The 16,118-nt window shown below is 57.4% G+C and carries 14 protein-coding genes; 9 read left to right on the forward strand and 5 right to left on the reverse strand.

Annotated features, from left to right (window positions below):
• Positions 1-39: 39 nt before the first annotated feature.
• From WG622_RS10415 to WG622_RS10425, 3 genes are all read right to left on the reverse strand, one after another.
• A complete protein-coding gene (locus tag WG622_RS10415) occupies positions 40-1,590 on the reverse strand; it encodes a trimethylamine methyltransferase family protein (protein ID WP_339403520.1) in 1,551 nt (516 codons plus the stop codon).
• A 127-nt stretch (positions 1,591-1,717) separates the two neighbouring features.
• On the reverse strand, positions 1,718-2,824 hold the full coding sequence (locus tag WG622_RS10420) for a Gfo/Idh/MocA family protein (RefSeq protein WP_339403521.1): 1,107 nt from the start codon (positions 2,822-2,824) through the stop codon (positions 1,718-1,720).
• A gap of 8 nt (positions 2,825-2,832) precedes the next feature.
• Positions 2,833-3,540 (reverse strand): GntR family transcriptional regulator, encoded by a 708-nt coding sequence (locus WG622_RS10425; RefSeq protein WP_339403522.1) that lies wholly within the window; start codon positions 3,538-3,540, stop codon positions 2,833-2,835.
• A 102-nt stretch (positions 3,541-3,642) separates the two neighbouring features.
• On the opposite strand from WG622_RS10425, the gene WG622_RS10430 reads away from it, so the two are divergent.
• From WG622_RS10430 to WG622_RS10455, 6 genes are read left to right on the forward strand one after another with little or no spacing between them, the layout of a single operon-like run.
• Positions 3,643-4,797, forward strand: coding sequence for an LLM class flavin-dependent oxidoreductase (locus WG622_RS10430; RefSeq protein WP_339403523.1), 1,155 nt, complete (start codon positions 3,643-3,645; stop codon positions 4,795-4,797).
• On the forward strand, positions 4,797-5,687 hold the full coding sequence (locus tag WG622_RS10435; RefSeq protein ID WP_339403524.1) for an aldo/keto reductase: 891 nt from the start codon (positions 4,797-4,799) through the stop codon (positions 5,685-5,687). The genes WG622_RS10430 and WG622_RS10435 overlap by 1 nt, the downstream gene beginning before the upstream one ends.
• Before the next feature lie 5 nt (positions 5,688-5,692).
• Positions 5,693-6,208 (forward strand): flavin reductase family protein, encoded by a 516-nt coding sequence (locus tag WG622_RS10440; protein ID WP_339403715.1) that lies wholly within the window; start codon positions 5,693-5,695, stop codon positions 6,206-6,208.
• A gap of 39 nt (positions 6,209-6,247) precedes the next feature.
• Positions 6,248-6,838 (forward strand): TRAP transporter small permease, encoded by a 591-nt coding sequence (locus WG622_RS10445; protein ID WP_339403525.1) that lies wholly within the window; start codon positions 6,248-6,250, stop codon positions 6,836-6,838.
• Complete coding sequence (locus WG622_RS10450; RefSeq protein WP_339403526.1) at positions 6,838-8,127, forward strand: TRAP transporter large permease; 1,290 nt, start codon at positions 6,838-6,840, stop codon at positions 8,125-8,127. The genes WG622_RS10445 and WG622_RS10450 overlap by 1 nt, the downstream gene beginning before the upstream one ends.
• Before the next feature lie 33 nt (positions 8,128-8,160).
• Positions 8,161-9,219, forward strand: a complete 1,059-nt coding sequence (locus WG622_RS10455) for a TRAP transporter substrate-binding protein (RefSeq protein ID WP_339403527.1) — start codon at positions 8,161-8,163, stop codon at positions 9,217-9,219.
• Here the strand turns inward: WG622_RS10455 and WG622_RS10460 are convergent.
• Positions 9,216-10,070: an AraC family transcriptional regulator gene (locus WG622_RS10460; RefSeq protein ID WP_339403528.1), complete on the reverse strand. Its 855-nt coding sequence runs from the start codon at positions 10,068-10,070 to the stop codon at positions 9,216-9,218. The genes WG622_RS10455 and WG622_RS10460 overlap by 4 nt on opposite strands.
• A gap of 77 nt (positions 10,071-10,147) precedes the next feature.
• On the opposite strand from WG622_RS10460, the gene WG622_RS10465 reads away from it, so the two are divergent.
• A complete protein-coding gene (locus WG622_RS10465) occupies positions 10,148-10,870 on the forward strand; it encodes a phytanoyl-CoA dioxygenase family protein (protein ID WP_339403529.1) in 723 nt (240 codons plus the stop codon).
• A gap of 61 nt (positions 10,871-10,931) precedes the next feature.
• Here the strand turns inward: WG622_RS10465 and WG622_RS10470 are convergent, their stop codons facing one another.
• Entirely contained in the window at positions 10,932-11,402 is a 471-nt protein-coding gene (locus WG622_RS10470; protein WP_209355306.1) for a tetratricopeptide repeat protein, read from the reverse strand.
• Between WG622_RS10470 and WG622_RS10475 the strand changes: the two genes are divergently transcribed.
• Positions 11,391-12,731: a cytochrome-c peroxidase gene (locus WG622_RS10475; RefSeq protein ID WP_339403530.1), complete on the forward strand. Its 1,341-nt coding sequence runs from the start codon at positions 11,391-11,393 to the stop codon at positions 12,729-12,731. The genes WG622_RS10470 and WG622_RS10475 overlap by 12 nt on opposite strands.
• A gap of 98 nt (positions 12,732-12,829) precedes the next feature.
• The gene (locus WG622_RS10480; protein WP_339403531.1) at positions 12,830-16,036 is read left to right on the forward strand and encodes a reductive dehalogenase; all 3,207 of its coding nucleotides are present in this window, start codon (positions 12,830-12,832) and stop codon (positions 16,034-16,036) included.
• Positions 16,037-16,118: the final 82 nt, after the last annotated feature.

Genomic DNA, 16,118 nt, shown 5'->3' on the forward strand with positions numbered 1-16,118 from the left:
ATCTTTCTCTTGCCCAAAATATCCCCACCGGAGGCGCACCTAGTAATCTTGGTTCAGCGCATCCTCTGCTGGGATCTCGCGTTCGCGCCGCGCGATATAATCCAGCAGCTCTTCGTTCTTGGCCACGTCAAGCGTCGGCTCCTGGTATTCGCTCAAGAGCTTTTTCGCGTGCCCCAAGGCCCGTTCCGTGATCTCGATCTCGCCTTCGGCCACCCATTGCTCGATCGAGTTGTTGTCAAAGAGCTCTGGCATGAAAAAGGCTTCCTGGAAGTTGTCCTGTGTGTGCGGATGCCCAAGGTAATGCCCGCCTGGCCCGACGTCTGGAACCGCTTTCAAAGCCGCATCAAAATCACCCCATTTAGGGCCTTCTGCCATGCGATAGGCCATTGCGCATTGCTCCGCATCCACGATGAATTTCGCGACAGAACAGTGCATCCCCGCCTCGTTCCATCCGGCGGAATGCCAGATGTAATTCGCGCCCGCGTGGATCACCGCTTGCAGAGTCGTGGCGCTTTCGTACCCCGCCTGCGCGTCAAAAGTCTTCGCACCGCCAAGCGTGTTGGACGTGCGCCAAGGCACATCATAATAGCGCGCCATCTGGCCGATCATAAAATTCATCAGGCTGATTTCGGGCGTCCCTGCCATGGGGGCGCCGGACTTCATCGAAACCGTGGACAGGTAATGCCCATAAATCGCAGGCGCGCCTTTGCGGATGACCTGCGTATAGGCCAACGCGGACAAAGCCTCCGCGTTTAGCTGTGCCACGGTCGCAGGCACAGAGGCCGGCGTATTCGCGCCGCCCAAGACGAAAGGCGAGCAGAGCACGGGCTGGTTGCGTTTACAGAATGCCCGCATCGCGCCCAGCATGGTTTCATCCCAAACCAGCGGGCTATTGCCGTTGCAATTGCCTGTCGTGACCGGATGGCTGTCGATAAAGTCCTCACCAAAGAGGATCGCGCACATGTCCATGACGTCTTCGGCGTTCTTGGGGCTGGTGGTCATGCCCATGAACATTTTGTCGGAATGCTTCATCGAGGAATAGGTGATCCGTAAATGCCGGTGGCTGATCGGGTGATCATATGGCTCGACAATATGATGCGCCGAGGAATGCAGCGCTGGCAGCATGTGGCTGAGCTTGTGGAACATCGCCAAGTCATCCAGCGTCGGATTGCGGCGCACGTCTTCCAGATCGCGCAAGAACGGCGCGCCGGTCATCGGCACAAAGACCGAGGCATTGCCGCCCAACGCAACGTTCTTTTGCGGATCGCGCGCGTGATAGGTGAACTCAGACGGGATCGTCGCGATCAATTCACGCACCAGGCCGCGATCCAGATAGACCAACTCTCCTTCAACCTTGGCGCCCACGCGTTTCCAATCCGCCAAGGCGATCTCGTCGCGAAACTGAACGCCCACGTTCTCAAGGATATCCATCGAAGCCGCATCAATTGCTTCGACCTGCGCGCCGTCCATCACTTCGCAGAGCGGAATTTTGCGGGTCAAACCCGGCAGCATGTCGAAATTCACGGCTGTGCGCAGCGCCCTGCGGGCGGCACGTCCGCCGCCGCGGCCTCGTTGAAGTGGTGCGTTCATATGGCTCTCCTTTTCACAGAGATCATGCGAACAAGCGGTGCCCAAAGCCTGCAGATTCCCGAAATCTGATTGCAGAAAGCGACACTTCATAAAGGAAAAGAGGCCCCGCAGGGCCTCTGAACTTTGTTTAGAGCAGCTCGCTCATTTTCACGACCCGCTGTTCTGCAATCGAGAGCTGCGCCGCCATGCCCATCAGCACGGCCATCTTGCCGTCGTTGAAGCTGACCTCCGGTTCAGAGCGCTCTCCGCGCACCAGTTCGAGGAACTTCTGGTGCTGGTAAAAGGTCGAGCCATTGTGATCGCCGGCCTCAAGGATGTCAGGATCAACCGGAATATCCCGTACTTCGGGCCCCTTGGGGTTACGCGGACTGATGACAAGCTTCGGCACAGGGGCATCGCCAAGATGCGCTGGCCAGAACCGACCCGGCCCCGGAACTTGTGCCTCGACCTTGCCTTTGGGGCCGACGGCAAAGACCTCTTCCTGATACTCTGCCCCTTCGGCAAACATGCAGAGCTCCAGCATCGCGCGCGCGCCATTGTCGAAATCGACGATGACATAGCCGTTGTCCTGAATATCGCTAGCCACGCCGTCATAGGTTTCCGTCAGATGGTTCACATCCTGCCCGCCTGAGGCCATGACCCGCACGGGCTCGGCCCCAATGGTCAGGCGCATCAGGTCAAAGAAGTGACAGCATTTCTCAACAAAGGTGCCGCCGGATTTGGCGTTAAAGCGGTTCCAGTTGCCGACCTTTGGCAAAAACGGGAAACGATGCTCGCGAATGGTCAGCATTTTGATGCCGCCAGTCGCCTCATCGGCCGCCTCCAGAAAGGCAGCAATCGGCGGCATATAGCGGTACTCCATCGCAACCCAGACCGGTGCCGGGTAGGTCGTAATAAACGCATCCATCCGAGCGACATCCGCCGGATCCGTGAAGAGCGGTTTTTCCACCAGAACCGGCAAAGCGCGTTTTTCGGCCATTAGCTCCAGCTGTTCCACATGGCGAAAGTTCGGGCTGGCGATAAGCACGCAATCCAGGTCCTCAAAGGCCAGCAGATCCTCGATGCTGTCGGCAAAATTCACGTCTGGCTCAACATGCTGTGCCGCCTGACGCATCCCCGCGTCGGGCTCAAAAATCACAGAGACTTTGGCATCCGGCAACAGCGCAATATTGCGCATATGTTCGTTGCCCATCATGCCACAGCCGATGATTCCGTAATGTGTCGTTTTAGACATTCTTGCTCCTAAGTCAGACGCTGCACGTAGAGTGCTTTGTCTGGGTCATACCAAGTGCGGGAGAACTCTATGGGGGCGTCATCCTTGGCCCAGCTCAACCGCTCTACATATCCTGTAATGTCACCGTGGGATTTCCCGAAAGCTTCGGGTGCCCAGTCAGGGACGGTTCCGATCGCTACTCGATCCTCGGCGCGGCTGATCCAGACATCCAGCGCCAAGCGATAGTAGCGGTACATCGAATCCTGCACCTGTTTGGGATCCACGTGACCGGCGGATCCATCGAGCCAAATCTCCTCGACCGCAACCGGAATCTTATCCATGAACCGCAACCGGCGGAATCGCGTGCCCCAGCCTTTGCGTCCGAAGTCCGGCAGGTCCGAGGGTTTCCGGAGTTCATCGACGGAAAGGAACTGCGCCGTCGGCAGCCCGCCGCCCTCATGCAGCTCCAGACGCAGCATCGAATAGATGCTGAGGACTTGATCCTTACTGCGCACATAGTTGCCAGACCCTTGGATCCGCTCCAAAAGGCCTTTTTTCTCAAGCTCTGACAGAGCTTTGCGAAGCGTGCGCACGGTCGTGTTGAACCGCACGGCCAACGCACGTTCTGGCGGCAAACGCGCGCCATCCTCTAGTCGGCCAGAGCCGATCTCGCGGATCAGAGTCTCGCTGATCTGCAAGTAAAGAGGGATCGCTGTTGCTTCGCCGATGGACGTCATGTGACCGCGCTACCGCTAACAAAAAAAATTGATACACCATTGATCTACATCAAAGCGCTGGTTATGCAAGATGAAAATGCCTGCTCGCCTTCGGAGGAATCAATGACCGTCGTTCCAATCACGTCGCCAGACCTAGACGCCGCAGAAGTGTCTTGGTTTTCAGCACTTTGCTCGGACGATTATCAGTTTCTGGGCGTGCCGAATGGCGATCTGCGGTCGTCCTGGAAACATTGCTCTGACATCGTGAAAACCGCAGAGGCGCAGGGCTTTCGCAACATCCTATGCCCCTCTTCCTATCAGGTTGGCCAGGACACGCTGAGCTTTGTGGCCGGCTGCGCGCCCATCACTGAAAAGATCAACCTGCTCGCCGCTGTACGTTGTGGTGAGATGCAGCCGATCATGCTGGCGCGCACCATCGCGACGCTCGATCACATGCTTGAGGGGCGACTGACCGTTAACATCATCAGCTCGGATTTCCCCGGCGAAGTGGCCGAAAGCGGCTTCCGCTATCAGCGCTCTCGTGAAGTGGTTGAGATCCTGAAACAAGCCTGGACGCAGGACGAAATCAACTACAAGGGCGAAGTCTATAATTTCGAAGGCCTCACTACCGATCCGGCCAAGCCCTACCAAACCGGCGGCCCGCTGCTCTATTTCGGTGGCTACTCCCCTGCGGCGCTCGACCTCTGCGGTCAGCACTGCGACGTCTATCTAATGTGGCCCGAGCCCAAGGAAAACCTCGCCCAGCGCATGAAAGACGTGAACGCGGTGGCCGAGAAGTACAACCGCACGCTGGACTATGGGTTGCGCGTTCACATGATCGTCCGCGACACCGAGGCTGAGGCCCGCGAATACGCAGAATACATCGTGTCCAAGCTGGATGACGAATACGGCAAACTGATCCGCGACCGCGCGCATGACAGCATCTCGCTGGGCGTGGCGCACCAAGCGAAAGCGCGCGAGCTGGCGGATAAATTCGGCTACGTGGAACCAAACCTTTGGACTGGCGTCGGTCGCGCGCGTTCGGGCTGTGGCGCGGCCCTCGTCGGCAGCGCAGATCAGGTTCTGAGCCAGATCGAAGAGTACCAAAAGATGGGCATCCGCGCCTTTATCTTCTCGGGCTATCCACACATTGACGAGGCCGAATATTTCGGCAAACTCGTCATGCCACATTTGAAAACCTGTTCGATGCCAGAGGCTTATGGCCGCGTTCCGGCATCAACACCTGCAACGCCACTGGGCGTAGGAGAGCGCAAATAATGGATCGCGTATCCCTCACTTCTGATCTCAGCTTCAGCCGTCTGGTCTATGGCATGTGGCGCATTGGCGATGTCGAAGACACCTCGCCAGCCCATGTCGAGGCAAAAATTCAGGCATGTCTGGACCAAGGCATCACCACCTTTGATCAGGCCGATATCTATGGCGATTATGGCGCCGAAGAGATCCTGGGCGGTGCCCTGCGCGCCAACCCTGCGCTGCGCGACCAGATGGAGATCGTCACCAAATGCGACATCATCGCGCCAATCGGTCGCTGGTCCCATGCGCCGGTGAAATATTACGATACATCTCGTGCCCATATCGAAGCCTCTGTCGACCAGTCGCTCAAAGGCATGGGCATTGATCACATCGACCTGCTGCTGATCCACCGCCCGGATCCACTCATGGATCACGAGGAAACCGGCGCGGCGCTGGATGATCTGGTAAAATCAGGCAAAGTGCGCAGCGTCGGCGTATCGAACTTCCGCCCGTGGGACTGGGATCTGCTGCAATCGGCGATGAGCAATAAGCTTGTCACCAACCAGCTGGAAATCTCTCTGTCAGAAATCTCACCTTTCACCAATGGCGACATCGCGTTCCACCAGAAGAATGGCCAGCCAATGATGGCATGGTCGCCTCTGGGCGGCGGCGGACTGATGACGCAGGACAGCGATCTGGCGAAACGCATGGACGCGATTGCTGCCGAGTTCGGCGTAGATCGGGCGGCCGTTGCCGTGGCCTTCCTCTTGCGCCACCCTGCGAACATTCTGCCGGTGCTGGGTACGAACAATCTCGATCGCATCAAGACCATTTCTGACGCGATGAAAGTATCTTTGAGCCGCGAAGCATGGTTCACTCTCTATGAGGCCGCGCTCGGCAAGGAGGTTCCGTGAACGTCATGACGCAAACCGAAACTCAGGAAAGCTTTGTTCCAGACGCGGACAACACGCGCCTTCTGCGCGATGCTTTCGGTCGGTTTGTCACCGGAGTCACCATCGTGACCGCTATGACCGAAGACGGCCCCATCGGGATCACCGCCAATAGTTTCTCGTCCGTCTCTCTGGACCCTGCCTTGGCGCTTTGGTCGCCGGACAAGGGATCTCGGCGGGCGGTGCATTTTCTGAATGCAAAACACTATGCCATTCACGTTCTGGCCGCAGATCAAGCTGATCTGTGCTGGGCGATTGCGAAAGACGCCTATGGGCTGCGCGATATGGATTTGACGCTCAATCAGGGAGATGCGCCCCTGATCGACGGCTGTCTGGCGCGGTTCGAATGTACCCAAGTCCAAACCATCGATGCTGGAGATCACACGATCATTCTGGGATCCATCGACCGCGCCACGATGCGCAGCGACGGCGAGGCTCTTGGGTTTTTTAAAGGAAAAATGGGAGTCTTCTCGACAAACGACTAAGGGCCGCGGTCCCCTCAAGACCGCGTGGGAGGTAAAAATATGAATTTCTTGCTGGCTTTGGCCACGGTGTTTAAGGTGATCAACGACCTCTTGCTGCGCATTGGTCGTGGCATCGGCGTTGTCGCAGTGGCGGCGATGGTGGTGGCCATCCTGATCCAGGTCTTTTTCCGCTATATTCTGAACAATGCGTTGCCGTGGCCCGATGAGGCCGCGCGGTTCTGTATGCTTTGGATGACCGGCCTCATGGCACCCACAGCCTTCCGCAGCGGAGGATTTGTGGCGATTGATGTGATTGACTCGCTCTTGCCCTCTAAAGCCCTGCAACTCTTGCAGATCATCCTTTTGGTGGTCTGTCTGGTCGTGCTTATCTTTGCCGTCCAGATCGGCTGGAAAGAGGTCAACGGCCTCGGTGGCCGCTTCGCGACAGCGTCGCTTTATGTCCCAACCTCGCTTGGTTTTGACGAATGGTTCCGCGTGCCACGCAGTTGGATGATGTTGTCCTTGTTCATCGGTGTTGTGCTGCTGATCCTCGTAAATGTCGAGCTGATCCTGCGTCGTGTGATTTCCCTGTTCGGCGGAGGCGCGAGCCTGCCCGTCATTGGCGGCCCTGTGTCTGGAGGTGCTGAATAATGTTGCTCTGGTTCCTACCCGTCTTCCTTTTCCTCCTCCTGATCGGTCTGCCGGTGTTCTTCTGCCTCTTGGCAGCCCCCGGCGCGCTTTTGTGGCTGGCCGGTCAGGAACGGGATATCACGCTGCTGTATCGTAACCTCTATAACGGTATGGACAGCTTCCCGCTGATGGCCATCCCCTTCTTTATGTTGGCAGGGGAACTGATGAACCGCGGTGGCATCACCCTGCGTCTGGTCGAATTCGCCCAGGCCCTCATGGGTCACTTCCGCGGAGGCCTTGCCCACGTCAACGTCCTGTCTTCTATGCTCTTTGCGGGGCTGTCGGGCTCGGCGGTTGCGGACACCTCGGCACTTGGCTCCATGCTGATCCCTGCGATGGAGAAACAGGGCTATACCACCCGTTTCGCAGCCGCGATCACCGCCGCGAGCTCGGTCATCGGCCCGATCATTCCGCCTTCGGGCATTATGATCATCTATGCCTATGTGATGGGCGAAAGCGTCGCAGCTCTGTTCCTTGCAGGCATTGTCCCCGGCATTCTCGTGGGTGTTGGCCTTATGCTGATGATCAAAGTCATGGCAGACCGCTATGACTTCCCTGTAGCAACTGAAAAATACACGTGGAAAGCACGGGGTCAGGCTTCGCTGAAAGCCTTCTTCCCTCTGATGACGCCTGTCATCATTCTGGGCGGCATTCTAGGCGGAGTCTTCACCCCGACAGAGGCCGCAGCCGTTGCAGTAGCCTACGCACTGGTCATCGGGCTCTTTGTTCTGAACACGCTAAAAGTCCGTGAGCTGCCAGACGTCCTGACCCGCGCGGGCATCACCTCTGCTGTTGTTTTGTTGCTGGTTGGCGCGGCGATGTCGTTTAAAACCGTCGTCAGCCTCAGCCACGCACCGGAGCTCTTGGCGCAATGGATCCTGACGCTCACAGAGAACCCGCTGCTTCTGTTGTTCCTGATCAACCTTCTGCTGTTCGTCGTTGGTATGTTCCTGGACGCAGGCCCCGCGATCATCATCCTTGGCCCAATCCTCGGCCCCGTGTTCCTGGGCCTTGGTGTCGAGCCGATCCACTTTGCGATCATCATGTCCGTTAACCTGACCGTTGGCCTCGCCACGCCGCCCATGGGGCTGGTGCTGTTCGTGGCCGCGGCGGTGTCCCGAGAAAAGGTGGCCACCATTGCAAAGGCGATCCTGCCTTTCCTTGCGGTGGAAATCTTCGTGATCTTCTTGATCACCTTTGTCCCCGCGATTTCGCTGACTGTTCCGCGTCTGACCGGGTTTTTGAATTAACAAGTAGAAAAGAGCCTATGGGAGGTACCTTAAATGCTCAAAACTATGATCAAATCCGTCGCGATTTCGGCCCTTTTGGCCGGTGCCGCGATGACGGCGACGGCCGCAGACTACAAGCTGCGTGCAACAGCCAACTCCAACGAAAACGACGAAGACTATGACGGTCTGATCGTCTTTAAAAACTATGTCGAAGCCGCATCCAACGGCGCGATTGAAGTCGAGCTGTTCATCGGTACGCAGCTTTGTTCCAACGGTGCGGAATGTCTGCAGGGTGTTTCTGACGGCACCATCGACATCAACATCTCGACCTCCGGTGGTGCAGCAGGCCTGTTCCCATATGTTCAGGTTCTCGACCTGCCTTACCTGATGGCAGACGACCGTGTTGCAGAGCACGTCATGTCTGGCGATTTCACACGCACAATGCGTGACATGGCGCTGGAAGATTCCGGTGGAACCATCCGCCTGATGACCATCGGCAACACCGGCGGCTGGCGTAACTTCGCAAACACGCAGCGCCGCATTCAGAATCCTTCCGACATGGAAGGCCTGAAAATCCGGACTGTTGTGGCCGACCTGCCGCAAGAACTGGTACGTGCCTTGGGTGCATCCCCAACGCCGATCCCATGGCCAGAGCTCTTCACCTCTTTCCAGACCGGCGTTGTTGAAGGTTCCAAGAACGGCATCACCGACATCATGGGTATGAAATTCCCAGATGCGGGTCTGCAGTACGTAACTCTGGACGGCCACGCCTACATGGGTGCGCTGTGGTGGATGAACAACGAAACCTTCATGGGCATGCCAGATGATCTGAAAACTGTTATTGTTGACGGCTTCTATGCACTGCAACAGGCGACTTTCGCGTCTCCTAAGCGTAAGTCCATTCAGGCGTACTCTGACTTTGTTGCCGGTGGTGGTGACCTTTACGTTCCAACCCCAGCAGAAAAAGCTGCATTCAAAGACGCCGCGGCACCTGTTTACGACTGGTTCAAAGCGAACGTTCAAGGTGGCGAAAAAATCTTTGACGCTCTGACCGCAGCTGTTGCTGAAGCAGAAGCAGACATCAACGGAGGACGTTCGAAAGACCTGAACTAATCGTTCACATCTTTTGACAAAATCTCGTGTCGCCCCGGAGCATAATAGCTTCGGGGCGACATATTTCTAAGGTCTCGAAAGACGCGAAAAAACTGAGAGTAGCTGCCGAAGCCAACATCAAGGCAGGCCGTCAACAAGTCCGGCGGGTTGGTCAAGTTCATAAGATCGTCTACGCGCTGCAACCGCCGCTCATTACGAAATTCCAAGGGTGATTGCCCGGTCTGCTGTTTAAACAATCGCGCCAGGCGACCCGGGCTGAGCGGGATAGGTTTGCAAACCTCCTCCCAGCTTTTGGTCACATCCGTCTCTATCGATAAAACGGCTTGGTCCACGGCAGGATGCACAGCGCGCCGTTTGCCCGTCGATGCATTTTGCCAGGCAGTCCAGGCGCGCGTCATCCACCATTGAAAGCCAACCCTTTGCGCCTCGGGATCCGCCGTCTCTTTCACAAGACCGGCTAATCTCGTCAACGCGTCCAAATCTGCACCACTTAACACGCGCGCAAACTGCGCCCCTCCGCGATCATCTTCGGTCAAAGGCGGAAATTGGGGGGACTTGCGCAGCTCCTTGGTCAGAACTCGGTCAGAGATCAACAGCACCCACATGTCAAAATCACTGGAATCTTGCATCAGGAAATGCGCATGCCCCGCAAGCGCCCAGAGCAACGTGCCCGACGTCAGCTCTACTATATTTCCGTCGATGAAATAGCTGGCCTGTCCAGCCGTCGCCAAGAGAACCACAAGCTCAGCATGGCGTTGCGGACGGAAAGCATGGCCCGGCTGATCGGAGCGCTTCCAAATCGCAGCTCCTGGTTCATCAACGATAAGCGGGTGTGCGGCAATATCGACCATAAATGCAATGTAATTGGTTAAATTCGCAAAGAATACCGAAATTATTGCGATATTTTGCAATATAAGAGAGGAGAAACATGATGAACACTACACATCAGTCATTTCGCGAAAACGGATATGCGGTTTTCCCCAGCGCATTGTCCGACGCCGAGCTGTCAATGCTGCGTCAAAGCTGTCAGACGCTATTGGACGAACCAATCGACGACGGCGGGCACAGCGGCAAACATAAAATCGGCCTGGGATCGGCGCGTCGGTTTCTTGCACACCGCCACGAAGAGTTCCCCGAACTCGAGGCCTTTCTGCTGGGAAACACAATCGCAAAGATCAATGAAACTTGCCTTGGCGATTCCGGCACACTGTTTAACGAACAGTTCGTAGTTAAGGGATCGGGTACCGGCGCCAGCTTTGCGTGGCATCAGGATGGCGCCTATGTGGGGTTTGATCACAAAGCCTATCTGACGGTTTGGATCGCCCTTGATGACACGACCGAAGAAAACGGCTGTGTCTATGTTTTGCCAAGGAATCTTGATGAGTCTCCGGGGCTCGACCCTCATAAATGGCTTGAGGAAAGCAATGAGCTCAACGGCTATTCCGGCGAAGATCCGGGCAAGGCCATGACGTGCCCCGCGGGCACGATTGTCGCCTTCTCGTCAGAAACTTTGCATCGGTCCGGGCCAAACACCACCGACAAACCGCGTCGTGCATACATCTGCCAGTACTCGGTTGAGACCATTATTGACCCGGAAACCGGCAAACCAAAGCGCTATGCGAAGAAGGTTGGGAACTCGGTCGCTGCGTAAGTGAAAAAAGTACAGGCAAACACGCATATTTGCCTGTACATGAAGGCTTTTTCGTAAAGAATTAACGAAGTGGGTACATCCAACTTCTGTAATCTTCGACGAGTATATGCGCTTTATCGATCTCAGCTTGGGTCATCTTTTTGACCACCTCTTCAAGGCTAATCGCCGCGTCGGGATCGCCGCCGATGGCGGACAAAGTGTACCACATATAAGCGCGCACCAGATCCGGCGCAGGCATGCCGCGTCCGATCTCATAATACCATCCGATTCCGGATTGCGCGCCGGGATGGCCCTTGAGCGAGCTGCGCAGATACCATTCAAACGCCCGCTGATCGTCGCGCTCAACGCCCAGACCCATCGCATACATAACGCCGATCAATTCCTCGGCGTCCGCATTGCCAGAGCGCGCCAATGGCAAGAACATCTCGCGCGCCGCTTCAAACTCACCCGCTTCCATCAGATCCCGCGCGGTCTCCAGATCGGCAAAAGCGGGCCCCGCCAAAAGCATCAAAGCAAGCACATGTTTCTTCATCGTCTACTCCCAATTACGCTGTCAGCCCTTCTGGCAGGCCCGGTTTTATCCGCGGATCTTCCAGAGCCTCTGACCACGTCAGATTTCCTACCCCACTCGCCAGAAAAGGCCGAGATCGGTCGACTGTTATTTTACGATAAAATATTGTCGGGGAACAGAAATATTAGCTGTGGGACGTGCCACCATCCGGCATTTGGCACGTCGGATGGCCTGTCCCTTGGCCTGGGTGAAGGCGGGGTCGGATTGGGTCCGAAACGCGAGTCCGAAACCGGTGAAAACCCCGTCATCCGGCGCGTGCCACGCAATGCGCCAGCGCTTTGGAATCTGGGCCACAAAGACATCGATGTGGTCATGCATGATGGGCGTATCAGCGTTGACGACATTTACGGAAACGGCTTTGACACGCCCGCCGAAGAATGGTTGCCCATGGGGCTTGAGACCATCCTCGCGGCGCAAGCCATGTTCCCCGTGACCTCCAAGATCGAAATGGCAGGCAATACAGGCGAGAACGAAGTCGTCGGTGCTCGGTTTGATCGCATCGACAATGTCTGGCCGATCCTCGCCAAACGTGTGCGGACAATCCCGGCCTATGGCGAGGCTTTTGTGTCTGCCTATGACAACATCGACACCGCCGAGGACGTCACGATGGTCGAGATCGCCAACGCGATTTCTGCTTTTATTATCCAAGACTTCACCAGTTTCGACAGCCCCTTTGACGCCTATCTCGCAGGCGACTCCACTGCGTTGAATGATCTGCAGCGCGAGGGCATGGAGCTCTTCTTTGGCACCGCAGGATGCTCGAATTGCCACGCAGGCGAGCTGCTGTCTGACCAAGGATTCCACGCGCTTGGCTTGCCTGCCTTTGGCCCCGGGCGCACCCGTAAATTTGACCTGATCAACCGTGATGTCGGCCGCATGGGGGAAAGCGACAGCCTGGCCGACGCCTACCGGTTCCGCACGCCAATGCTGCGCAATGTTGCTTTGACGGGCCCCTACGGCCACAATGGTGCTTACCCAACGCTTGAAGCCATGGTGCGCCACCACATGAACCCGGAACAAGGCCGCGCCACATGGCAACGCAGCGATCTGGTCTTGCCCGATGTGCCCTGGTTCCGAGCTGCTGATTTCATGATCCAAAACGACCGATTTGAAATGGCGCGGCAGGCGGGTGTCCTCGACATTGCGCTCAAACAGGTGAGCGAAGACGATATCGACGCGCTAGTTGCATTTCTTGGCGCTCTGACTGGCGAAAAAGCCGCAGCACAGGCGTCCGTCGTGCCCGAAACGGTTCCAAGCGGGCTGCCAGTGGATCATCACCAGAACTTTTGACCAAAGGGTCTATTAAAGCGTTAATTTTCCACTAAAGTCGCTTCTGTAGCAGAGCCCACGCAACTTTGACGTGCGGCCCGTGAAGAAGGATATGCGGCATGACGGTTCGGTTTTTCTCTGACAAGAAACGGCCCGTCCATCTCGGCCCGTACCCGCTGGAAAAACTGACCCGGATCGAGGCCGCGGACTTCACCCAAGTCCCCGCGATGAGACCCCTATCCTTCGTGCGCCCCGACATGCCCGAGAGCATCGTAAACGCGATGGACGAATACCAAGCCATGCTGGATGCCCTGCGCGATGGCCTGGTGAACCCCGCCAAGAGCGGCATCCCTTCGAGCCCTGAAGAACGCGCGAACCATTTGAAATCTTTCGGCTATTTCAGCGACGCCTCGATGGTGGGGATATGCCGCCTACCGAGTGAAGCACACCTTGCCGAGACCCGCGTGAACCCCGGCGTGGCGCGCCTCTCTGAGGACCTGCGCACCCGCCAAACCAAGACGCTTGCGGCTGGCATCGACGCCATCATGGCGGATCTGCGCGACAGCATCGAGGCCAAACCCAGCTCCATCGACACCCATACCCACGCCATCGTTTTCCTCTATGAAAACCCCCGCGATATCCGCGAGGAACCGGGCGTCGATTGGCTCAAGGACGCTCTGCACCACCGCGCCGCTTTGCGTGCCAATGAAACCGCCAGCGTCATCGGAAACTACCTGCGCATTCTTGGCGTCTCGGCCAAATCCCATTCCGCGACGGCCTCGGACGTAGACCTCAACAGGCTCGCTGTCGCTGCGGGTCTCGGCTATGTCGACGGGGACGGCATTGCGGCCCCTTGGATCGGTAGCAATTTCGGCCTCGCAGCGGTCACCTGCGCGCTTGATCTGACCATCGATGCGCCCATCGCCCCTATGGAGGCCCAGCCCTATTGGTCTACCCAGGGCCCCGGCTGGTGGCTCGGCAAAGGTCACGCCAAGGGGGCTCTGAACGGCGACCCGTATAAGAAACGCAACTTCGCCAATGGCCCGCACCCGTTTGAACGGCTGAAACGCGTCGACGAGCCCACCACCTACATCGACCGCGTCAATGTCGCCCGCGTGCCTAAACGCGCCGATATGTTCGCCCGCGCGCAGTTTGGCGACATGGGCAAAACGCTGCAGGACAATGCCAAAGGCGGCTACTATGCCCGCAAAGCCGCGCCTTCTATTGCGCAACGCCGCGCGTTAGGGGCCTTTGTGCTGTTGCAAGACGGCCCCGCCAATCCTGACGGCGCCCGCCCGACAGACGCGCACCGCAACGCGGCCAATATCAAGGCCGCCAGCTATTTCCTTGGCGTGGACGCCGTCGGGATTTCCGAATGCCCCGATTGGACGTGGTACAGCCATGACGCCACAGGAGCCGAGATCCATCCGACCCAAGATCAAGCCATCTCGATGATCATCGACCAAGGCTATGAAACGATGGAAGGCAGTTCCGGCGACGACTGGATCGCCGTCGCCCAATCCATGCGCGCCTATCTGCGGTTCTCGCTTTTGGGCGGTGTCATCGCCAAACAGATCCGCAACCTCGGCTATCAGGCCAAGGCTCACACGGTGATGGACGGCGAGGTCCTCCAGCCACCCTTGCTCCTCTTGGCAGGCCTCGGAGAAGTCTCGCGTATCGGCGAGGTCATCCTGAACCCATATCTTGGCCCGCGCCTCAAGTCCGGCGTTGTCACCACCGACATGCCGATGGCGCATGACAAGCCCATCGACTTTGGCCTGCAGAACTTTTGCGAGAACTGCAACAAATGCGCCCGCGAATGCCCCTCGGGCGCGATCACCGCTGGTCCGAAACTGATGTTCAACGGCTATGAGATCTGGAAGTCCGACAGCCAGAAATGCGCGACCTACCGGATCACCACGCCGGGCGGGGCCATGTGCGGGCGCTGTATGAAGACCTGCCCCTGGAACCTCGAAGGCCTCTTTGCCGAGGCCCCCTTCCGATGGGCTGCCTCCAATATCCCCTCCGCCGCGCCGGTGCTCGCGAAGCTTGATGACCGCATGAAACGAGGCGGCCTCAATGACACCAAGAAATGGTGGTGGGACCTGAAACTCGGCGAAGACGGCGGGTATCATCCGACGGATGAGCCCGTGAACCGTCGCGACCTGCAGACTGATCTGGATCTGAAATATGAAGATCAAACGCTCGCGGTCTACCCGGCCATGCTCGCGCCGCACCCACACCCCTACCCTTTCCCAATGGACCGCGAGGCGGGCATCAAAGCCTATGAGGAGATGATTTCCGCGGACGACTACAAAGCGAAATCCGCCCAAGGCGAAACCGCCCATATCCACCGCTTCTCCATCGACTCCGACAGCCCCGTCGTCATGGCCAAAATCGCCAAGGTCGAGAAGATGACATCGGATGTCACCAAGTACGTCTTCACCGCCTTTGACGGCAGCCCTCTGCCCGAATGGAGTGCAGGCGCGCATCTGGATGTGGTCGTCGCGCCGGAGTTCCTGCGACAATATTCCATGTCCGGCAACCCTGCCGACCGCAGCACCTATGAGATCGGCGTCTTGCGTGAAGACGAGGGACGTGGGGGTTCGAAGTTCCTGCATCGCATCTTTACCGAGGGCCGCCGTGTCTTTGTCAGCAAGCCGATTAACCACTTTGAGCTGGACGAAACCGCCACAAAGACCTTCCTAATGGGCGGCGGCATTGGCATCACGCCCATGATCGCCTTTGCGCACCGACTGCATGCGCTTGGGGCCGATTTCGCGCTGCATTACTCCTGCAGCAGCCGCGCCTCGGCCGGATACCTCGACGATCTCGCAGGCTTCCCATGGGCCGAGAAAGTCCACTTTCATTTCTCTGACGAAGGCACCCGCGCCGATCTGGATGCGGTGCTGAAAGACTATCAAGAGGGCTGGCACGTTTATACCTGCGGGCCAGATCGCTTCATGGAGGGCGTGATGCAGGCCGCCGAACGCCAAGGGTTCCCAGAAGAGGCGCGTCATCTGGAATATTTCAACGTCCCAGAGCAGCCCGACTATGAAAACCACGATTTCACGCTGGAACTGAACGACGGCCGCCAGATCCTTGTGCCTGCCGACCGGATCGCCACCGACGTCCTGGCCGAAAACGGCGTGCATGTGGATGTGAAATGTTCCGACGGAATCTGCGGCGTCTGCAAATGCGGCTTGCTTGAGGGCGAGGCTGAGCATCGCGACTTTGTGCTCTCAAACAAACAACGCGAAAGCCAGATCATCCTCTGCCAATCCCGCGCCAAAGACCCGGGCGGCGTGTTGAAAGTCGATCTCTAACCGAGTGCTGCGAAATTTCGTCGCGTAACATTTTTATTCATTTAATGCTCTTGACGTATTTTAATTGCGCTGCAGATGCATA

The organism is Cognatishimia coralii (genome assembly GCF_037478305.1).
GTDB classification, from domain to species: Bacteria; Pseudomonadota; Alphaproteobacteria; order Rhodobacterales; family Rhodobacteraceae; genus Cognatishimia; species Cognatishimia coralii.